The following is a 21843-nucleotide window of genomic DNA, read 5'->3' as shown; positions in this document are numbered from 1 at the left end:
GCGTAAAATATATACAAATTGAAATATCTTTTTTAGCACTTAAACACTTTAAAAGTGGTAACTTAATAAATAAAACAAAAAGAAATGAGGATCACGTTATGAAAAAACTAATGGTGAGCATTTCTGTAGTTTTTCTCATCTTAACTACAGGATGTGAGATGAGAACGATGAGTAAGCAACAACCGGCAAATGAGCGGGCCATGAGTATTGCTGGTTCTCCAGTTCACGAAAAGGACTATAAAATTTCCGATATACAAGTGAATAATCATGAGCAATCTAACTATTAAGTTACTTGCTGGATGTGCAACTTACTGTATTTTGAATATGGTAATTGCATGTGAGCCTGCTTCTTTAGATGGGGAGCTTTTTCAGGAAAAATATGATTTAAATCATGATGGCATGTATAGCCTAAAAGAATTTCAACGGGTTGAAGACTTTTATCCTTATAACTGGCCGAGTGATAAGCGTTTTCAAGGTGAAAACAAGCAGACAGAGCTATTTCATTATTTAGATGAAAATAAGAATGGCTATTTAACAAATGAAGAGTTGGGAAATATACACGTTTTATTTAATAACCCTTGCGAAGGGTGGCCGTGGTCATAATTTAGTAAGCTTTGTTTAAACCTATTCAAAGCCCTTAAAAATAAAAAAGCTCCCAATTTAGGGAGCTTTTTTTGAAAGCAGATTAAGAAACTTTATCGCCAGGTTTCGCACCGCTGTCTGGAGAAATAATGAAAATACCTTCACTATTTCCGGCAGCAAGTACCATGCCGTTTGAAATACCAAAACGCATTTTTCGTGGTGCAAGGTTAGCCACCATAACAACCAATTTACCTTTTAGGTCTTCTGGTGTGTATTGGCTACGAATACCACTAAATACATTGCGTGGTTCAGCTTCACCAACGTCTAAAGTAAGTTGTAGTAGTTTATCTGAACCTTCAACTGTACCTGCGTCAATGACCTGAGCAACACGTAAGTCAACTTTTAAGAAATCTTCAATACCGATAATTTCAGCTTCACCAACTGCTGGAGTAGGCGCTGCTTTGTCTTTTTTTACTGCCGCTTTTATTGCTTCTGGAGCAGGAGCACCTAAAGACTCTTTAGAAGCATCAACCATAGCTGCAACAGCTTTTGGATCAACACGCTGCATAAGCGGTTGGAACTGCGCAATCTCATGGCTTACAAGAATTTGTTTGCGTGACTCGAAATCGAAGCTTTCAAGTTTTAAGAAATCTTGAACTTGTTGAGCTAAAGTTGGCAGAACTGGAGCTAAGTACACTGCGAGTTGACGGAATAAGTTGATACCCACAGAGCAGACGTCAAGAACTTGTTGCTCTTGACCTTCTTGTTTAGCAAGTGCCCAAGGCTTTTTCTCATCAATATATTGGTTTGCACGGTCAGCTAGCGCCATAATTTCACGGATCGCCGTAGAGAATTCACGTGCTTCATATGCAGCAGCGATTGAATCGCCAGCATCAATAAAACTTTGTACTAAATCAGTTTCTGCACATTGAGCAGATAACGTATTGTTAAAGCTGCTGTTGATGAATTTCGCACAACGGCTAGCAATATTAACGACTTTACCGACTAAGTCTGAATTTACTTTTTGAACAAAGTCATCAAGATTTAAGTCAGAGTCTTCAACTTTATCTGAAAGCTTAGATGCAAAGTAATAACGTAAATATTCTGGGTTTAAATGCTGTAAGTAAGTCTCAGCCTTAATGAAAGTACCACGTGACTTAGACATTTTTTGTCCATTTACAGTCAAGAAACCGTTTACAAACAAGCCTGTTGGAGTGCGATAGTTCGCACCTTCAAGCATTGCAGGCCAGAATAAAGCATGGAAATAAACAATGTCTTTCCCAATAAAATGATAAACATCGTTTTGGCTGTCTTTTTTCCAGAAATCATCAAAGTTTAAATCTGGGCGTTTAGTTTTGATGTAGTTTTCAAAACTAGACATATAACCAATTGGGGCATCTACCCATACGTAGAAATATTTATTTGGTGCGTCTGGAATTTCAAAGCCAAAATATGGTGCATCACGAGAAATATCCCAGTCTGCTAAACCAGCTTCAAACCATTCATCTAACTTGTTCGCAATTGAAAGAGGTAAACGACCTTCATCACGCGTCCATTTTTGTAAATATTCAGAGAAGTTTGGAAGCTTGAAAAAATAGTGATCTGATGATTTTTCAACTGGTGTTGCACCACTTAAAGTCGAACGCGGGTTAAGTAGCTCAGTTGCATTGTAAGTTGTACCGCACACTTCACATGAGTCGCCGTATTGATCTTCTGATTTACATTTTGGGCATGTACCTTTAATGAAACGGTCAGACAAGAACATCCCTTTTTCTGGGTCAAATAATTGAGTTACAGGACGAACTGCAATATTTCCAGCTTCACGGTTTTTAATATAGATATCTGTTGAACGTGCTTTGTTTGCATCGCTATGCGTTGAATCGTAATGATCGAAATGTACACCAAAACCGTCAAAATCACGGATGTGTTCTTTTTGAACATTCGCAATTTGCTCTTCTGGGCTAATACCATTTGCTTCGGCACGTAGCATAATTGCTGTACCGTGAGCATCATCCGCACATACATAAGTCACATCATGACCCATTGCTCGCATGGCACGAACCCAGATATCTGCCTGGATGTAACCGAGTAAATGACCCATATGAATTGGACCATTAGCATAAGGGAGGGCATTAGTGACTAAAATTTTACGCACGGATTTCATTCTCTCATTCGTATTTATAAGGTGGAAGATTTTAACTGATGCAGGGAGATAAGCAAAGATTAATAATCTCCAGCTTGGCATAAGCGATTTCTATTAAAATGGATTTTGGTCAGGCATGGTTTCTCTTTAGAACAGATAAATAAATCAAAAAATATTTGAATCTTCCTGTATTGTCTTTGTTTCAAATTGCAGTTACGGTCAGAAAATAAGCCATAACGATGTATAACTAATAACTTATTTCAGGTAATTTTTTAATTAACTATGAGGATAACAACGATGACTACAGAAAATAAATTAGATGAATTAAAGGCAAAAGCGGCTGATGCAAAAGTACAAGGTGAAAAAGCTTTGGACGATTTAAAGGAAAATGTAAAAGAGAAGCAAGCTGCTGGTAAAGAAGCAGTTGAAGATAAGGTAGACCAATTAAAGGCAAAAGCAGCTGATGCGAAAGTACAAGGCGAAAAAGCTTTGGACGATTTAAAGGAAAATGTAAAAGAGAAACAAGCTTCTGGTAAAGAGGCTCTTGAAGAAAAAGCAACTGATTTAAAAGGTAAACTTGAGGATGTTCAGCATAGTCTACAAGATAAGTTTGATCATTTGCGTACAGAAGCAGCTCATAAACTTGACGATGCTAAAGCCAAAGCTGCGGAATTAAAGGAAGAGGCTGCTACAAAATTGGATGAGTTGAAAACGCAAGCAACCGCAAAACTTGATGAGTTGAAGAAAACTGCGACCGATAAACTCAATAAATTAAAGAACCATGATTCTGCTGAATAAGCTGATTTAAACTAAAATCTGCACTCCTTACCTAAAAGATGAGATGTGAAGTTAGTAATTATTCATCCCAAGGTGAGCGAGTGCGGAGCAATACTGTTACACTATCTCCATTAAGCTGTAATGATCTGTTTTTGGAGTAAACAATATGTCTTGGCTTTCTTCATTAAAGTCCGTTTTTTCACCCGCACAAGAGGTGAAAGAAGATGAAATCCAAACCGTACTCCAAAATTATTTATTACCGGATTCAAAAGATGCTTTAAAGGAGCGTATTAGTCAGCTTCAAGTTCAGGGTCGTGTATTACAACTTACGATTAATACATTTCCTGATGAAAAAGAGCATTTGCAGCAAATCCATGATGATTTAGCGGGTGCATTAGAAAAGTGCGGTATTGAAGAACTTAATTTACACGTGGTTCAACAAAAGCGCCCTACACAAGAAAGTTCAAATTTACCTCCTGTACTTGACGCCTCACCTAAATCAGAACCAGATCCAAATAATCCACCGATTCAAAAAGCCGCTCCGCAACAAAGAGATGTTCCTCTTCACCCTCGCATTAAGAATGTTATTTTAGTTTCATCTGGAAAGGGTGGTGTTGGTAAATCGACAACTACGGTCAATTTGGCACTTGCCTTGCAAAAAATGGGACTTAAGGTTGGAGTTTTGGATGCCGATATCTATGGCCCAAGTATCCCGACAATGCTAGGCAATGCAGGCAAAACACCTCTTATTGAAAGTGAAAATTTCGTGCCTTTAGATGCCTATGGAATGGCCGTGTTATCGATTGGACATTTAACTGGTGATAACAACACACCTGTCGCGTGGCGTGGGCCAAAGGCAACGGGGGCTTTAATGCAACTGTTTAATCAAACGCTTTGGCCTGATCTAGATGTACTCATGATTGATATGCCGCCGGGTACTGGTGATATTCAGCTGACACTTGCACAGCGTATTCCGGTTACAGGCTCCATCATTGTGACTACTCCACAAAATGTTGCCTTGCTTGATGCCACCAAAGGAATTAAGTTATTTAATAAAGTGGGTATTCCCGTATTAGGTGTTGTCGAAAACATGTCGACTCATATTTGCTCAAACTGTGGCCATGAAGAGCAAATTTTTGGTATCGGTGGTGGTGATAAGCTTTCCGAGCAATACCATATTCCATTGTTAGGCCGTTTGCCTCTAAATGCTCAAATACGTGAACATGCTGATCAGGGTAAACCGAGTGTTGTGGCAATGGATGATGCGGCTGATAGTTATATTGAGATTGCTAAAGCAGTCTGGCAGCAGATTGAAAAAATCCCTCAACGCACACGTGATGATAAGCGTATTTTCTAATTTATTAAAACCCGGCTTTAAGTCGGGTTTTTTATCATCTGATTAAAATAAAAAATTAAATTACTGAATCCTAATAACAAAGCTGAACTTGAAATTGGCATGTAGATTGCTACTTTACACTTTTTAAAAAGAAAGGTTAAAAAATGCAATTTAAGTATAGTTTGGGCGTAATCAGTTTATGTAGCGCTTTATTTTTAGTTGGATGTAACGATGACAACTCATCTGCTTCACAAACACCAACACTTCAGGAACAAAAACAGAAGTTACAGCCGATCATTATTCAGGGTGCTTTACCTGTAGAGTCGGAAAGAATGGCTTCAAAGTTAGAAAATAAGACTGTTGAAACCATTGGTGGATGGAGCTTCTGGAAAGGGACCTATAATGGTTATCCAATGATTATTTCTAAAACCCGCATGGGTATGAGTAACTCTGCTGCATCAACTGCTCTAGCGATTGAACGCTATAAACCAATTGCGATCATCAATCAGGGAACCTCGGGTGGACATGATCCTGACTTACATGTTTATGATATTGTTTTAGGAAAATATACAACCAATATTGGTGCATTTAGAACACCTAAACAGCCAGTGGGTGGTGGTTCAAACTCACTCACATGGGTTGAGGCTTTTGACGTTTTGCCAACAAGTGAATCTGACCCAGAGCCGATTGCAATACGCAAATTTGAAGGTGACCAAGAGTTGTTAATGGCGGCACATAAAGTCCGTTATGATAAAGGTGATGTGGTTGAAGGAACGATTGGTTCAGCAGATGTCTGGAATAATGAGCTAGATCGTATTCAATTTTTCCATCAACGTTATGGTACTTCTGTTGAAGAAATGGAAGCGGCATCTGTTGCGCAAATCGCAAGTCAATTTAACGTTCCTTTCTTAGGCATTCGAATCTTATCTAATAATATTACCAATAATGGAGCTTATGACCCTGGTACAGGAGAGGCTTGCCAAGAATATGTACTTAATGTAGCTGAAGAATATATGAAATCAAAATTGCCGAAATAATGATTTAAACTTATGCAAGAAGAGTGAAAATTTTATAAAACCTCTTCTTGCTTCTTTTGACGATGTCTACTTTTCCAGTTTTTAACAACCATCCAGCGCCAGAAAATTTCTGTACATATATATAAAATGACAGCAAATACAAAAGCTTCTACAACAAGTCCAGTCATCAAGATTTTCGCAAGACTAAAATCAATATGGCCATGGCCGAAATGAGTAATCCAACGAGAAATCTGATGCAATACACCCAGTAACATTTCTTTGTTAATCATATGCACATGAAAAATATGAGCACCGAACCAAAAACCGATATATAGAATAGGAACTAATGTAAGCGGGTTACTTAACCAAGCGAGCATCAAGCTAATTGGTAAATTTACTTCGAATAGTAATACAGCCATCACAATAAATACGCTGTGAAAAGGAATAGGCAGTAAACCAAAAAAAGTTCCGACAAAAACAGCTCGGGTAATTGATTTTCGATTGACATACCAAAGCACAGGATTAAGAGTCTTTTTACCAAAAATCCTTAGAAATTTCATATTTGAAACTTTCTCGGGGGAGGGAAGCCAAGATTGAAAAAAATGCTTTGCCATAATCATTAAGGGTAGTAAAGCGCGATGCTCTATATAAAAAATCAGAAACAATATATGAATTGAAACTTATTAAAAGCTTAAAATTTAAACTTACCAGTGCTATATATTTTTTATTATAAAGACTTTTGATGGAAAAATAGACTTAAAATAAAAATAGTTATGTTACTTAACTCAGAATCTATTTGAAAAGTATAACAACTGACCGTAAAGTTTTCTTCTCGACTTTATGTGGTAATTTTATAAATATTTGTTTTTATATACTTTATTTTTATTTTGAAAATAACTTGAAATACTTTGTCTTACAATTACCTTTTGCCTTGTGACAGGATATCTATTAATCTGAGATGACTATATTGTGAGGTCATTCAATGATTTCATGGCTTTTTATTGGCTTAGTAGCCACAATTTTACTTACTCCAGGCCCAACCAATACTCTGCTCGCTTCTTCAGGAGTACAAGTGGGTTTAAGGAAGTCAGTAAAACTTATTCCAGCAGAAGTTTTGGGTTATGTAATCTCTATTTCTGCATGGGGAATGCTGATTGGAAAAGTGTCTAGCACACTACCAATGCTGCCGCCTATTCTAAAGCTATTGAGCGCTTGCTATATTATTTTCTTAGCCATCAAGTTATGGCATACGGCAAATCAAGAAGTTGAATTAAATCAGCCAACGATTCGTGCTCGTGAGTTATTCTGCGCCACTTTATTAAACCCAAAAGCCTTACTCTTTGCCTCAGCAATTTTCCCGGTAGCTGCATGGAGTAATTTTCATATTTATTTAATTCATATGATGGCTTATTTAGCGCTTATTACCCCAATTGCATTGTTCTGGATTTTCTTGGGATCGGTTTTAGCTTCTAAGAAAGTGGGTTGGTTAAATCAAACTAACTTGCAAAAAACCGCTTCACTTGTATTGGTCAGCTTTTCAATTCCAATTAGTTATTCTGCTTTACTGAACCTTTAAACGTACTGCTGAGCTATTCTTATTTATTTGAGTAGCTCTGTGTTGTTTTCATAATTGGTTTTTTAAGTTAAAGTACGTCGAAATCAATGAATTTACCTTTTGGATAGAAAATACATGGCCATTAAGTCTGATCGTTGGATTCGCGAGATGAGCGAAAAACACGGCATGATTGAACCTTATGCAGAGAATCAAGTCCGTTTTGATAAAAATGGTGAAAAGTTGATTTCCTACGGGGTCTCTAGCTATGGTTATGATGTACGCTGTGCCCGTGAATTCAAGGTTTTTACAAACGTACATTCTGCAATTGTCGATCCAAAGAATTTTGATGACAAAAGTTTTATCGATATTGAGTCTGACGTTTGTATTATTCCGCCAAACTCATTTGCTCTAGCGCGTACAATTGAATATTTCCGTATACCTCGCAATGTGTTAACAGTGTGCTTAGGTAAATCGACCTACGCTCGTTGCGGTATTATTGTAAATGTGACTCCATTAGAACCTGAATGGGAAGGTCACGTTACGTTAGAATTTTCAAATACGACAAATTTACCTGCACGTATTTATGCTGGGGAAGGCGTAGCACAAATGCTATTCTTTGAAAGTGATGAAGTATGTGAAACCTCTTATAAAGACCGTGGTGGTAAATACCAAGGTCAAACAGGTGTTACGCTTCCTAAAACTTAATCTTTCCTCGATGAAAAGATTTTAAAAATAATGGGTCACTTAGGTGGCCCAATTTTATAAATAAAATTTTTTTGAGAAGCGTTTATCGGAATTATGATAAACGACAGTTTCCTTTTGTAAAAAATGATATAATATGATCAATAATTGATTTGTTTTTTGTTCTGCATCACAGAATTTAAAAGCAAATGTGGTTGATATAGGCTCTCTTTGATAATGTTTAGTTAAATATTTATCAAATGCAGATAGGCCAAATAAAAAGAAATTAAATAGGATTATGCCCCCACGGATACGGAGGTCGGCCATGCGACAGTTTACGTCTCTTCGAGTAGCACTTTTAACTCTCGGAAGCTTATGTTTTTCTTCAGCTTACGCTGCTTCTACACTAGTCCCTATGTCAGATGCTGAACTATCAGCAACTCGTGGCCAAGCTTTAATGGGTATGTCTTATATTGCGCCTACAGATTCTGCAAGTAACTCAAGTTCAAATGGAAATATGGGGTTTTACCGACTTGCATTAGATGCCCAATTAGAACTTAATGCCAATATTAAAAAATTACAGTTAGGTTGTGGTGGGGTAAATGGCGCTGGTGCCTGTGACATCGATATTGATTATTTGAGTTTAAGTGGTGGCACGGTAGATAGTACTAGTACTGAGCGTGCTTCTTCTTCCGCTATTATTACCAATCCATTTTTAGAATTTGCTGTTAAAAATCCAGATTCAGCTTCTACACGTGAGATCCAAGGTTTTCGGTTAAGTGCTAAGTCACTTTCGGGTTTACTTACTTTTGGTTTAGAAAATGGTGATGCTGCTAGTGGTATTAATTCATTAAGTGGATATATGGTAACTAAACCAACTGGAGGTACGGTAACTACGAATCCTTACTATGGTATTACCCAAGATGAAACCGGAACTGCAATTACAGGACGGGCAGAATTTATAGGTAACATAGCAACACTTCCATTTACATCTACGGCCTATAATCTAAATTTAGGTGCAGGTAGTGGAACATTGTCTATGGGGCAACAAATTATTACGGGTAAGCGTATTAATACAGCTAATTTGAATGCAACAGCAAGGGTTGGAGGGATTGCAGTTACGGGGACTTTAGATGCAACTGCTTCAGTGCTGGGTATTCCTGTTCCGATTTCGGGTGATGTAACTGGAACAGTAAATAATCTTGATGTAAATGTGGCAATTAAACAAAGTCTGGGTTATTTCCATGCTGCTCAACTGAATGGCTCTGCTGGTTATCTCTCCGTACAGGGCGTAAATATATTATGGCCAGAGGCAGCCTCAACGGCACAAACAGGATGGTGGCTAGAGCTTACAAACCCAATTGATATTGGACAAATTACTCCTACGGGAAATGTTGATATTGCATTAGCTACAATTACTGATGCCTTGGGACAAGTTAGTTCTTATCTAGAAACACATCCTGTTAAATGTGGAGCATTAGCATTAAACTGTTTAGCAGGTAATCTTCCTATTGGAACTGTTGATTTAACAGGGAAAACACCAGCTTCTATGGCCTTAACTAATGTAGTGCTTCAAAAACAAAACTTCTCAGCTAACTGTTATGGTTCTTTAAAATTCTGTTAAATGCATCTCTTATTTCTCGTTTATCGGAAAAATGAGTTTTTATTTATTTAATTTTGCATTTGAGTAAATATTCAGCATAATGGAAATGTGGAAAGGTTGGCAATTTTTAAAAGTTTGCCCCTTGTGAGATGAAAAAGGAAATAATCTCACATCAAGGACTGTTAAAGAAAAAGAAATATGGTGCGTGGCATCGTATAAAACAGGAAGGTCACGATGACTACACTTAATTATACGGTAAGGTTTCAAAAAACCGTTTTAGCAAGTTTAATTGGACTTTTTTTAAGTCAGTCAAGCTTTGCTCTTGAAGAACTTTCTGATGCTGGTTTAAGTGAAACTATAGGCGAAGGTATTGCAATATTACCACAAAATACATTCATGGTATTTCGTGGCGCTGGTCCAAATGAATCTGTAAATCAAATTATTACCGATCGTAGTAAAGATACAGGTTATATTAACTATGTACCCGTAGGGCCTTTGAGTGTTGGTGCGGCTGATACAAGTGGTAATGGCACTGTTGGACCAGAAGACCGCGCAGTAGGTAAAGCAGACATATTTCTTTATGGATTAGCATTATCTAAGTCAGATGGCGATGCAAATTCGCGTATTGCTAACACCTCAGCTGCAGCAGCGATTTCAAGTTGGGGCACAGGAGCCAATCCATGGATATTTAAAGTAAAAACTGCGACCAATGTTCCTAATTTTAGTACAACAGATAGCGGTGTTTACCCAGTAACGTATTTATCTTTAGAAGCTCCTCTATATCAACCATTAATTGATGGGGCAGAGGGAGCTGATGCATATAATTTAAAATTAGGGCTATGGGCTGATGCATTTGTACGTAATCCCAATGTTGTCGCTACAACAAATGGCTCTCTAGCCCAATTTCAATATGGTAATAATAACGGGTTAATTGGTACCAGTATTGATACAACTCGTGCTAACCGATTACGTTTGCAAGGCATTCTAAATGGCTTTAGTTTAAATGGTAGCCAGATTAGTATGTTCCAAACATTAGGTGGTGCAACTACGGCTGGAGGAATGAGTCCTTTTTATAATAATACGTTAGGAATGTCTGGACTAGTTCGCTTAAATACGGGTGATAGCAAAAATACCAGTATTGTGACTGAAAATGTTACGAGTCAAACGCAGACATACGCTACAAGTAGTAATAATGGATGGCAAACAGTACATGCGGGTGCAAACTCAACTTTAAGTGCAAGTAGTACTGGAGACTGTGGTAACAGTGGCACAGGGAGTTTTAGTACCTCTCGTGGATGCCGTTACTATGTAGAAAATCGAACTAGAACAGATACAAAAACATCGAATAAAACACGAATTGCCTTTAATGATACAAATAAGGTATTGCGATTTAGTACCCGTGAAACTTCAGACTCACCAAATGCATCAAACAATTTATATACACCTGCATTTGACTCTGCAGGCGCTGTAGCACCGAAGTTTGCTGATAGTGAAGGCTTATATCTCTACAATCCAAATATTAATTTAGTATTAGGTAATTTATATCAACCGCTTATTTTAGGTTCCGACGGCAAAAACTTTAGTATTGAAATTGCTCGAATTGCAAATAAACCAGAAATATATAAACAGATTTATACTGATTACACTGGTGCTGACACGACTTACAAAGGTTCTACGTGTAACGTTTATTCATGTGTTAACCCTACGCATAGTAGTATTACGATTGGTACCGTATATAGTCCTGATAATGGAAAAACCTTGTTAGCAAATACCGGCGAAGGTGCAATTGGCGTTTCCTTTGGGCGTTTAATTTCAACAGGTACGCAAGTTTCTGGGACTTCTGCCGGTAGTTTGGTATCAATGACTAATTCAGTATCTGGTACTACTTCCGCCACAATGACAGAGGTCCGTTTTAAACAAAGACAACAGAATACCCAGACATGGAAACAAGAATATAGTTGTGGTTTGTTTAATTCTAACTGTGGTTATAAAACATTAGGATATTTATATCAATGGGAATATAGCAAAGGAACTGGTGCGTGGGTTATTACAAATCCAACGCCAAAACCAGCTGATGCAACAACTTGTTCTGGTGCTTTAGGATGTACGAGTACATCGGGTTCGACGCCAATGTATGGAGCTACTTCGAATCGTGATTGGACTAACTCTGCTATTCCATGGTTGACTTCAAGAAATGCTGTCGTCAACGATTTAATTGGTAGTAGTAATGGCACAACTGGATACGTTATTCCTACAGCTAATCAAGCTCCAGCTTTGTCTAACATTAGTCCTTTAAATAACTTGGGATCCGCTTCAATCGACGGTGTTTTAATCCAACACTTGAAACTGACAACTAAAGGTCTATAAGAGGAGGAGAATGCTATGAAAAAAATAAGTACTTTAATCCTCGCTCTTTGTGCAACGGTCACTCATGCAGAGCTACAAACTTTAGATAATGACGCATTACAGGCGATTAATGGTCAGGCGGGTGCTGATTTATCTTTAATGCTCAATTTAAACCAGACAGTTAACGGTGTATTTGACAATGGTAGTGGTGGTGTCTGTGAGAACGTAGAGTTTTGCCATATTGGCTTGGCAATTAATAAGCGTTTTGTACAAGCAGATGCGACCAAACCAAGTGGTTGGGCCGAAAATAGTGATAGTGGTAATAAACTTTGGCTTGTATTTAAAGGCGTACAAGGTACTTTAAATATTCAAAAAATGGGTTTGGATGGCGCTGATTTAAAGTATTTGGATAAAAACAATACTGAAATGATTAAGCCTGCTATTCAGCTTAGTTTTAGTGCAGCACAGCCAATTCTAATTCGTAACTTTGGTTTTAATGCCTTATCAATTGAGCAAGATAACTTTACCAGCTCAACAACAGCGCAAGGGTCGAGTGCAAATATGTATGATTATGCATATTTCAAAAAACCAACTTATGCGGCGACTGCTAATAGTGCAAACCAGCAAGTTGCTACTGCAACACCATCGGCGTATGACCATGGACGTGAAACTGGTTTTATGGGCTTGATGATGAATGGGAATTTAGCTATCCAAGGAAAAGTCATGGTCTTTAGTTGTGATGGTAGCCATCCTCGTTGTTAAGGGTTAATGTAGATTTCAAAGGAACTGAAGTGATGAAAAAAAATAAAGAAAATCACAGCTCAAAGTTTATTTTAAACGCATTAACAACCAGCATGTTGTTAGTGAGCGGACATGTTTTTGCGTTAGAAGCTTTAACAGATGCTGACATGAGTGCTGTTAATGGGCAAGATGGGATTTCGATTCAAACGACGTTTAATGAAATCAATATTGATAATGCTTACTGGGACGATCATGCAGGTACACCTGGTAGTGCAGATCAGGTCTTAAGAGCGCAAGCGAGCGGGATAAAAGTTCAAAAAAGTAATGCATCTAGTCAGCCTTTAAGTACAAATTACCGTTTAGATGTAGGGAGTAACCCAACTACGGGTAAAACTGGACTCGACTTTTCTATGCAAAGCAGTCCATCACTTATAACTGTAAATAGTTTTAAAGTATGTAATAACTCTGCTACTTGTTCGCCGACACTGGGGCAGCTAGCTATTCAAACGACTTCTCCTCTAAATTTGGCACTTACAACCCAAGATGGTCTATTTAATGCAAATAGTCAGTCGAGCATGACGCTTGGTATTAATAATGCCAATATTTATTTAGGGCAATTAGATGCTCGTAGTCAGCTAAATCAGTTAATTTTAAGAAATTTTAACTTTAATTTTGTCGGTAAAGGAGCCATGCTGATTGACCCAACTCGTGGCCTAGTTTTACAGACGAATACTGGAACTAACGTTGCTAGTGTAGGGCAAACCCCAAATAGTACCTATGGTTATGTTGATTTTAACCGTGTAGCAGATTCAGCTTCTGGTCTAACAGCAGGAACATATGTAGATAGTAGTGGAAAAGTAACTAATTCAGGCCTGAATATTGAGGTCATGTTAAGTTCTAATGTGGATAAAACTAACCCTTATGCTTTAGATGCAACCAATAGTCCCCAAAATGCGAAAGGTTTGATTCGTTTAGGTGCTAGCGGACGTATGGTAAATAGTTATTTACAAGTCCGTGGCATGGATGGTACGTCAGATACAACAATATTAGGTACAGCAAATACCGCTACAGGTACGGGCTCAAGTAATAGTATTTTAGGTAATTCTGGGATTGCCTTTCGTATGAAAGGTGAATTCACTAAAGACAATGACTCAATGCTAGGCTCAGATGGCAAAGCAACCACTTTAGAAATTGGTGGAGCAGGTCTGAATGCCTATGGTTTCGAATTTGGTAATTTAACAGGCCTTAACTCAGCTACGCGCGGTTATTTTGACAGCGGAAATATTTATTTAAATCTTGCTGATACAAAAACATTATTAATGCCAAACAACGCGACTTTAAATGCAATTCGTTTAGGGGCGGGTACTTTAACAACAGCTGCTGATTATCAGCATAATATTCACCGTGATACGGTCACTAATCCGTTTAGCTTAATTCTTGCGATGCGTGGAGCAGAGTTTCAAGCATTTTCAAGACGCGGTCGTTTTACGACAAGTGCAAATGTTGCTGCTGCCAATCAGTTTGCAGACAATGGTGCAAATAACCAGTGGGGCTTAGCCTTACCTTTTTATAATTTAAATGCTAACGCTGCTGTATATGGTTTAGATGCACCGGCAAATAGCGCTTATTACTATACAAAAGATACAAATGGTAAGCCTATTCGAAATGCTGTAGCTGCATCTGGAACGACTTCGCGTTTAGGTTTTGGTATTGCTGCTGGAACTACGGGACGTGATGCGACTGGAACTAAAACAACCTCAATTTTATTAATTGATGGTTCTCCAAATGCTAATAATGGTGGTAGTCCTACTGATTATTACATGGGCTTACGTAATATCGATATGTTCCTCAAAGGCAACGGAAGTATTGGTTTAGAAAATGGCAGTCTTAATATTAGTTTAAAAGAGATGCTACTTGCTTTATCAACAGAAATTGCAGCAGGTTATTTACCGGGGGCTAAATATAAAACTTGTCCAGCGACGGGTTCATGTACTTCACCTATCGATAATTTTGCCAAAAATAATGATGTGTTATTTGGTCTAAAACTCCGTTTAGGTGGCGATCTTAACTTATCAATTGTGCCAAATAGTTCAATTGCAGATGGTAGTGCTTTAACTGTACTAGGCGATTTCACAGTGCCTGCGACAGCAACTGGAAATACGGTTCAAATTAGTGATCCGATTGATGGTTCTGCAATTGGTTTTGACAATATTACAGGAAAGCTAGCGTTTAATACCGCTTTGGTTGTGGGTAAAGATACAACAAGTGGTTTAGGTAAAGTTGGGGTAAATACAGCGGTTTATTTCAACCCTGATAAGAGTATTGACGGCGCGTTACGTGTTAAAGATATTAATTTCTATCCGCCTTCAACAGGAGCGGGCGCACGTTTAGGTGAGCTTGCAATTACGGGTGGACGTTTAAATAGTAGCTTTAGTATTGTGCCTAGAAATGGGGCCTTTAACTAATAAATAAAAGTGACGATTATCGTCACTTTTTTATATAAATTTTATTTTAGTGTGATTGGATTTGCATTCGTCGGGTTATAGAGATAATTACTTTGTACTTGAATATTATTCTGATAGTCTGAACAAATAATAAGCGTTTGTCTCTTAAGGATTAGAGCGACATGAAGAATAAAAATATAGGGTTCTGGCTGCTACTTGCCAGTAGTTCAAGTGTATTTGCAATGCAACCTTTGGATGATCAAAGCCTTGCAGCAGCGACGGGTCAAAATGGTTTAACTTTAGGAATTCAGGCCGATAAAGTTAAATTTAATCAAGTCGCACTTATTGATACTAACGGTGTTGCTTCAACTTCTTATAACAGTAAGGCTGGTTTTGTCATTGCTGGAAACTCTACTAATCCAGTTCCTAGTATAGAGTTTATTAAAGCCGCTGTATCGGGTAATCCTTCTTTTAATATTGCAATGGATACCGATGCTGGGGGTGGAAATCCTTTTTTAAATTTAGCTATATCTATGGGGAATGATGTAAACGGAATTCGACTTCTACCTTTTTCAGTTTATTTAGCCCCAAGTACATCTTTATCTAGTCCATCCGATTATGCATTAACAAGTTATGCACCCAAATCAATTTTTAGTTCGGGAACGACAGTAAATACGGGTGTAAAAGAAATCATTCGTTCTACTGGAAATCTAGATATTAACTTTGTACAAACCAATAAACCCCGTTTAAACATTCAACTGGGTCATGCTGCGCAGTCCGTCATGGTTAAATTTGGTGGGGCAATTCAATCTATTTGTTCTGCTGCTACGGGTTGTCCAATTACTTTAGTGTCCGATAATACGGGTGCTACATTTGGGTTTAAGTTTGCAGGAACAAATACCTCAACTGGTTTTGTATTAGATGGTTTTTATGCAGGAGTTGATCCAACTGGATTAACTTTTGGGAATACAGGCGCATCTAGTAAATTTGATGCTTCACTTAATAATGTCACTTTAGGGAATATGGCTACTCAAAATACAACAACATTTAATAATTTACCTAATGGTTCTATGGGGAGTTTTGGTGTCACTGGTGTTTCTGTAACTGACTTTAAAATGAAAGTAAGCGGCTTTTAAAAAAGAATAATAGCTTAACCTGAAATACGAGAGGGCGACTATGAAAATAATCGCCCTCTTTTTTTTAAAGGCTATGCCGAGTTAAATAGTATCTGATCTGGTGTGTTCTAATTGGTGAACAATTTCATCTAAAGCTTTAATACGTTTCACCTGATCCCATAATTCTTTTGCTTGAGGATAGGCTTTGGTCATCATGCCTAACCACTGCTTATAACGACCAACCATCCCAATTTCTGTTTTTGCTTGACCGTTTAAAAAGCGAATTTGTAAGTCAACGAGTTGTTCCCAACTAAATAATGCTTCATCCATATTTTGGCGAATGCATTGTGTTAAATCTGGAGTCGTTACCGCACCACGGCCAATCATTAAGTCTTCACAACCAGATTGTTGCTGACAAGCTCTAGCATCAGCATTGGTCCAGATTTCACCGTTAGCAATCACATTAATTTTTAAAGCTTCTTTAATAGGTAGAATTTTTTCCCAATAAGCTGGTGGTGTATAGCCATCTGCTTTAGTTCGAGCGTGTACAGTTAACCAGCTGGCACCTGCATCTTCAACAGCGTGGGCATTTTCCATCGTATGGTTTTCATCAAGATAACCTAAACGCATTTTTGCTGAAACAGGAATATGAGCAGGTACAGCATCTCTCACTGCTTTAATCAGCAGATGTACCACGTCTGGTTCATCAAGAAGGACTGAACCACCACGATGTCGATTAACGGTTTTTGCAGGGCAACCAAAATTAAGGTCGATTGCAGGTGCACCTAATTCAACAACTTTTGCTGCGTTTGCTGCCAGCATATCTGGGTTATTACCTAGGAACTGAACATGAACAGGCGTACCTGCTGCTGTTTTACCATCATTTTTTAGTTCAGGACAAAAACTATAATAGATGTGGTCTGGCAAAATACTGTCTGTAACGCGAATAAACTCGGTCACACACCAGTCGAAATCACCAACAGATGTGAGTGTATCCCGCATGATCGGGTCAGTTAAACCTTCCATTGGAGCGAGTATGAGTTTCACAGTCTGTGTCACCTGAGTAAAACGAAAACAGCGTTATACGGGATATGCATAACGCTGTCTAGTATCGATTAAATTTTAATTTCTCTAGCGCCCTAAGATCATCTCAAGCACAAATTTACTGCCGATAAATCCAATCGCTAAAAGTACAAAACCCATTAAGGTAAAACGAATTGCTTTTTGACCTCTCCAGCCAAGTTTGTAATGGCCGATCAGTAATGAGCCATAGATAAACCAAGAAATAATACTAAATACGGTTTTATGAGCGAGATGCTGAGCAAAGAAGCTATCAATTGTTAAAAAACCAAATGTAAGCGCAATTGTTAATAAAATGAAACCTGTAATGATTAGGTCAAATAATAAAGATTCCATCGCCTGAATTGGCGGGAGTAAGTTGACCCAGAAACGTTTTTTTTGTTTCTTTTTGAGTTCACGATTTTGGAACCACATTAAGATCGCATGTATGGTTGCCATCAGTAAAACTGCATAGGCAGAAAGCGAAAGAATGATATGAGTATCAAGCCCTAACGAATGCTGTTCAATAAATTGATCTGGTCGACTAAAGGCAAACCCTAAAATAAGACCAATAGCTGCGACAGGAATGCCTAACAAGTTTAACGGCAGAATAGGGCGGAAAGTACTAAAAATTAAGCTTAACAATAACATAAGCCCCGATGTAAAAGACATCAGGTTAAATACATCGTAGTTAATTCCTGCTGGTGTAAGCATGGCATCGCATAAAACTGTGCCGTGCAGTACTAATGCCAAGATAGTAACAAAAGCAAATAACCATGAGTTTGGTTCACGTTTTGACATTAAACGAATAAACAGATACCAGAAAGAAGTGGTATATGCGATGAGTGCCAAAATTGTATAAACCAAGGGGAGGCTAATCATGTCAAACCTTTTTCAGGATTAATTCATCTATATAAGATATAAATTCGCTGCGAACTAAAGTATCCTATAGCATTCTATGCATAAATTTTCTATTTCGAGAAAGATTTTTTTGCAACTAGCCATTTTAAGCGGATTTTGCAATGTTTGATACCTTAACAGAACGACTCACACAGAGTTTAAGAAATGTTACTGGCTCAGGGCAGCTGACCGAAGACAATATTAAAGATACCTTACGTGAAGTACGTATGGCACTTCTTGAAGCCGATGTCGCGTTAACTGTAACTCGTGAATTTATCGCGAAAGTTAAGGAAGAGGCATTGGGCCAAGAAGTGATGACCCAGTTATCACCAGGCCAGGCATTTGTAAAAATTGTCTATGACGAACTCACCAAGATGATGGGTGAGGCGAATGAAACACTTGATTTAAGTGCGAAACCTCCTGTTGTAGTATTACTTGCTGGTTTACAAGGTGCAGGTAAAACCACAACTGCTGCCAAGCTGGCACGTTTCTTAAAAGAACGTCAAAAGAAAAAAGTAATGACTGTTTCTGCCGACGTTTACCGTCCGGCAGCAATTAAACAGTTAGAAACTGTTTCAAATGAAGTTGGTGCAGGCTTTATTCCTTCAGATCCTTCTGAAAAGCCAATTGATATTGTTAATCGTGCAATTGAACAGGCAAAAATCCAGTTTGCTGATGTATTGATTGTCGATACGGCAGGCCGTTTACATGTCGATGCAGACATGATGGACGAAATTAAAGAATTACATGCAGCAGTTAAGCCGACTGAAACTTTGTTTGTGGTTGATGCCATGACAGGTCAGGATGCTGCAAATACAGCAAAAGCATTTAATGATGCTTTAGCTCTTACAGGTGTGATTCTTACTAAAACTGATGGTGATGCACGTGGTGGTGCAGCGCTTTCTGTGCGCGCCATTACTGGTAAGCCAATCAAGTTCTTGGGTATGGGTGAGAAGCTTGACGCTTTAGAACCATTCCATCCGGATCGTGTTGCTCAACGTATTTTAGGCATGGGTGACGTACTTTCTTTAGTCGAAGAAGTTGAACGTAAAATCGACAAAGAAAAAGCCGAAAAAATGGCGAAAAAATTGCAAAAAGGCGGTAGCTTCAACTTTGAAGATATGCTGATGCAATTTGAGCAAATGAAAAAAATGGGCGGCATGATGGGCTTCTTAGACAAGTTGCCCGGCATGAGCGGTGCAGGAATTCAGCAAGCGATTGAGCAAGCGAACCCTGAAAAACAAGTCAAGAAGATGGAAGCGATTATCCAGTCAATGACTGTTAAAGAGCGCCGTAATCCGGACTTAATGAACCCAAGTCGTAAAAAACGTATTGCGGCAGGTTGTGGTATGGATGTTGCTGAAGTGAACAAACTCATTAAGCAACAAGCGCAAATGGCTAAAATGATGAAGAAATTTGCGAATCCATCTGGTATGAGCAAAATGATGCGTTCATTAGGCAATATGCAAAAGCAATTTGGCGGCGGCGGTGGCGGAATGGGCCCACTCTTTGGTAATAATGACCAAAAGAAATAAATCCATAAAATAAAAGGCGCATATAGCGCCTTTTATTTTGTTGTGTATTTTAGTCTTTAGGATAATGGGCAATATATTGCTGTAATCCTTTGAGTAAAAGATCGGTTTCTACCACAGGCTCATATTTTTGTAAGAACTTGGCAAATAGTGTTGCATCACCACCAGTCAGCAGTAGCTTTTTAGGAGATTGCTGCATAATATTTTCAATGGTACTAATGAGGCCTAATAAAATACCGTGATGTACTGCATCTACAGTGTTATTGCCCGGATTTAGGTTATCAAAAGCTGAGTCTGGAATTTTAATACCCTTGGTATTTTGAATAAGAGCATCTCGCTGCAAATACAAATTAGGCAGGATGTAACCTCCTAAATGCTGTTTACCTTGAGTTAGGTCAATTGTGAGCGCTGTTCCGCAACCAATAATGCAATAGTTTTCATCTGCTTGAGCTACAGCGAGTACTTGTAGCCAACGGTCGATCCCGAGCTGACTCGGAACTTCATAGCCGCACTTTAACTCAGCATATTCAGCATGCACTTTGGCAAAAATAACAGGAATTTCAAGCCATTTTAAAATCTGCTGAATACGTTGGTTATTTTCGGTATCGAGTACCGAAGAAATCCCGATTCGATGCAGGCCTTGATGTTTAAAGTGTTGGATTAACCCAAGTAATAAATCGGCAGGAGACTGTAAATGTAGCTCAGCTGCATGTTCAATAATTTGCTGATTTTCAGTAATCCAGTATTTTAAACGGGTGTTTCCGATATCAAGCCATAAACTTTTCATGGGGAAAATACCTGATTACTGAGTTGTTTGTGGTCTTAGGCGACCTTGATAAAACTGCTGTGGTTCTGGAGTTTCAAGAATTACTGCACCTTCATTGGAGATTCCAACAAAACGACCATGTACCAGTCCCTGACTATGTTCAAACTGAACTAGCTGATTAAGCCATGCAGCGTGGTGGTTAAAACGCCCCGCCAAATTGTAGCAGCCATGATCAAACCAGCGAGCAGCATTTTGAATCGCAATATAAAGTTCTGAAATTAACTCAAGACGACCCATTTGCTCTAGGCCCAAATCTTCTAAAGAGGTAATTGGTTGATTACTATCAGTCACTGGTGGTGTTTTTAAATTAATACCTACACCTACAATAGCCTGATGCTGAGACAGTGGTTCGACTAAAATTCCACCCCATTTGCCCTGAGCACTATATAAATCGTTTGGCCATTTCACTTGCAGATTAAGAGCTTGTAACTGTGGGATTTGCAAAATATTCAGAGCAACTTCAAGTGCTAAGCGACCATCTAAGGGTGTTCGAGTTTGCACCAATGTGCTTAAATAAATGTTTCCTTCAGGTGAAATCCATTGCCGTTGATGTTGACCTCGCCCTTGAGTTTGTTGAGCACTGCAAACCAAGCCCGTTGTAATGCCTTTTTGGGCAATTTCACGAATATCATCATTGGTCGAAGTTGTGGTTGCTTTTAATAAAACCACTTCTGGAAGCTGGTTTTTTGCGCTTAAAAGTTGTTGTAGTTGGCGAGTCTCTAAATCCATGTTGAATATGAGCAGAGTGGTAAAACATTTATGGAGTTAATCATATATTTACTCATTGGCGCAATTGCTGGTTTTACTGCCGGATTGTTTGGAGTGGGTGGTGGACTAATTATTGTACCAATCCTCTATGTGGTTTTTACCCAATTGCACTACGACCCCGCAGTAATCATGCATATTGCAGTCGGAACATCGCTTGCAACCATTATTGTGACGTCTTTTAGTTCTGTTACAGCTCATCATAAAAAGGGTGCAGTACTTTGGCCTGTTTTTCGTAATTTAGCACCTGGACTGGTGTTGGGCTCATTTTTAGGGGCGGGTATTGCTGACCTGATGTCTGGTCAGCATTTGCAACTTCTTATTGGTATTTTTGCGGTTGTGATGGCCTATAGGATGTTTAAAGGAGCACATGTAGTTGTTGATCCAACGCGTCAGCTCCCTTCAACCCCTATGCAATTCAT

General features: G+C 38.5%; 20 protein-coding genes. 14 read left to right on the top strand and 6 right to left on the bottom strand.

Annotation, left to right across the window (positions count from 1 at the left end; genetic code table 11):
- The first annotated feature begins 98 nt into the window (after positions 1-98).
- Complete coding sequence (locus tag J536_RS26045; RefSeq protein ID WP_005075219.1) at positions 99-287, top strand: NF038215 family lipoprotein; 189 nt, start codon at positions 99-101, stop codon at positions 285-287.
- Complete coding sequence (locus J536_RS20095; RefSeq protein ID WP_017481292.1) at positions 268-603, top strand: hypothetical protein; 336 nt, start codon at positions 268-270, stop codon at positions 601-603. Before J536_RS26045 ends, J536_RS20095 begins: the two co-directional genes overlap by 20 nt.
- 82 nt (positions 604-685) lie before the next feature.
- Here J536_RS20095 and metG read toward each other — a convergent pair whose 3' ends face one another.
- The gene (gene metG / locus J536_RS20090; RefSeq protein WP_032063731.1) at positions 686-2737 is read right to left on the bottom strand and encodes a methionine--tRNA ligase; all 2052 of its coding nucleotides are present in this window, start codon (positions 2735-2737) and stop codon (positions 686-688) included.
- 285 nt (positions 2738-3022) lie between these two features.
- On the opposite strand from metG, the gene J536_RS20085 reads away from it, so the two are divergent.
- From J536_RS20085 to J536_RS20075, 3 genes are all read left to right on the top strand, one after another.
- Positions 3023-3523 carry a hypothetical protein gene (locus tag J536_RS20085; protein ID WP_032056915.1) on the top strand — a complete coding sequence of 167 codons (501 nt, stop codon included), beginning with the start codon at positions 3023-3025 and terminating at the stop codon, positions 3521-3523.
- A 145-nt stretch (positions 3524-3668) separates the two neighbouring features.
- Positions 3669-4859: an iron-sulfur cluster carrier protein ApbC gene (apbC, locus tag J536_RS20080; protein ID WP_032056914.1), complete on the top strand. Its 1191-nt coding sequence runs from the start codon at positions 3669-3671 to the stop codon at positions 4857-4859.
- Positions 4860-5002: 143 nt separating this feature from the next.
- Positions 5003-5875, top strand: a complete 873-nt coding sequence (locus J536_RS20075; protein WP_032056913.1) for a 5'-methylthioadenosine/S-adenosylhomocysteine nucleosidase — start codon at positions 5003-5005, stop codon at positions 5873-5875.
- Positions 5876-5907: 32 nt separating this feature from the next.
- Here J536_RS20075 and J536_RS20070 read toward each other — a convergent pair whose 3' ends face one another.
- Positions 5908-6474 (bottom strand): DUF2062 domain-containing protein, encoded by a 567-nt coding sequence (locus tag J536_RS20070; protein WP_017401861.1) that lies wholly within the window; start codon positions 6472-6474, stop codon positions 5908-5910.
- Between the two features lie 362 nt (positions 6475-6836).
- Between J536_RS20070 and J536_RS20065 the strand changes: the two genes are divergently transcribed.
- The 7 genes from J536_RS20065 to J536_RS20035 all read left to right on the top strand — a co-directional run bounded on the left by J536_RS20065 (position 6837) and on the right by J536_RS20035 (position 16360).
- Positions 6837-7430, top strand: coding sequence for a LysE family translocator (locus J536_RS20065; protein WP_005071033.1), 594 nt, complete (start codon positions 6837-6839; stop codon positions 7428-7430).
- A gap of 114 nt (positions 7431-7544) precedes the next feature.
- Entirely contained in the window at positions 7545-8114 is a 570-nt protein-coding gene (gene dcd, locus J536_RS20060) for a dCTP deaminase (protein ID WP_002120290.1), read from the top strand.
- Between the two features lie 301 nt (positions 8115-8415).
- Positions 8416-9714 (top strand): hypothetical protein, encoded by a 1299-nt coding sequence (locus J536_RS20055; RefSeq protein WP_005071030.1) that lies wholly within the window; start codon positions 8416-8418, stop codon positions 9712-9714.
- Between the two features lie 213 nt (positions 9715-9927).
- Positions 9928-12060, top strand: a complete 2133-nt coding sequence (locus tag J536_RS20050; RefSeq protein ID WP_017481297.1) for a hypothetical protein — start codon at positions 9928-9930, stop codon at positions 12058-12060.
- A gap of 15 nt (positions 12061-12075) precedes the next feature.
- Complete coding sequence (locus J536_RS20045) at positions 12076-12801, top strand: DUF6160 family protein (RefSeq protein ID WP_017481298.1); 726 nt, start codon at positions 12076-12078, stop codon at positions 12799-12801.
- Between the two features lie 32 nt (positions 12802-12833).
- The gene (locus tag J536_RS20040; protein ID WP_017481299.1) at positions 12834-15245 is read left to right on the top strand and encodes a DUF6160 family protein; all 2412 of its coding nucleotides are present in this window, start codon (positions 12834-12836) and stop codon (positions 15243-15245) included.
- Positions 15246-15406: 161 nt separating this feature from the next.
- On the top strand, positions 15407-16360 hold the full coding sequence (locus J536_RS20035; protein ID WP_017481300.1) for a DUF6160 family protein: 954 nt from the start codon (positions 15407-15409) through the stop codon (positions 16358-16360).
- Between the two features lie 81 nt (positions 16361-16441).
- Here J536_RS20035 and J536_RS20030 read toward each other — a convergent pair whose 3' ends face one another.
- The gene (locus J536_RS20030; protein WP_025468420.1) at positions 16442-17386 is read right to left on the bottom strand and encodes a tRNA-dihydrouridine synthase; all 945 of its coding nucleotides are present in this window, start codon (positions 17384-17386) and stop codon (positions 16442-16444) included.
- 84 nt (positions 17387-17470) lie between these two features.
- Positions 17471-18280 carry a cytochrome C assembly family protein gene (locus J536_RS20025; protein WP_002120294.1) on the bottom strand — a complete coding sequence of 270 codons (810 nt, stop codon included), beginning with the start codon at positions 18278-18280 and terminating at the stop codon, positions 17471-17473.
- A 140-nt stretch (positions 18281-18420) separates the two neighbouring features.
- Here J536_RS20025 and ffh point away from each other — a divergent pair, with 140 nt between their 5' ends.
- Entirely contained in the window at positions 18421-19833 is a 1413-nt protein-coding gene (gene ffh / locus J536_RS20020; RefSeq protein ID WP_017481302.1) for a signal recognition particle protein, read from the top strand.
- A 49-nt stretch (positions 19834-19882) separates the two neighbouring features.
- Here the strand turns inward: ffh and J536_RS20015 are convergent, their stop codons facing one another.
- Together J536_RS20015 and J536_RS20010 are read right to left on the bottom strand one after the other, a co-directional pair.
- Complete coding sequence (locus J536_RS20015; protein WP_002120277.1) at positions 19883-20617, bottom strand: pantothenate kinase; 735 nt, start codon at positions 20615-20617, stop codon at positions 19883-19885.
- A gap of 15 nt (positions 20618-20632) precedes the next feature.
- Positions 20633-21385 (bottom strand): biotin--[acetyl-CoA-carboxylase] ligase, encoded by a 753-nt coding sequence (locus J536_RS20010; RefSeq protein ID WP_017481303.1) that lies wholly within the window; start codon positions 21383-21385, stop codon positions 20633-20635.
- Positions 21386-21415: 30 nt separating this feature from the next.
- Between J536_RS20010 and J536_RS20005 the strand changes: the two genes are divergently transcribed.
- The coding region (locus tag J536_RS20005) for a sulfite exporter TauE/SafE family protein (RefSeq protein ID WP_032063729.1) at positions 21416-21843 on the top strand (428 nt) is incomplete at its 3' end.

The sequence above is a fragment of the Acinetobacter sp. 809848 genome (genome assembly GCF_000581275.1).
Classification (GTDB): Bacteria; Pseudomonadota; Gammaproteobacteria; order Pseudomonadales; family Moraxellaceae; genus Acinetobacter; species Acinetobacter pittii.
The sequence above is the reverse complement of the archived record's forward strand: the minus strand, read 5'-3'. Positions and strand labels throughout refer to the sequence as shown.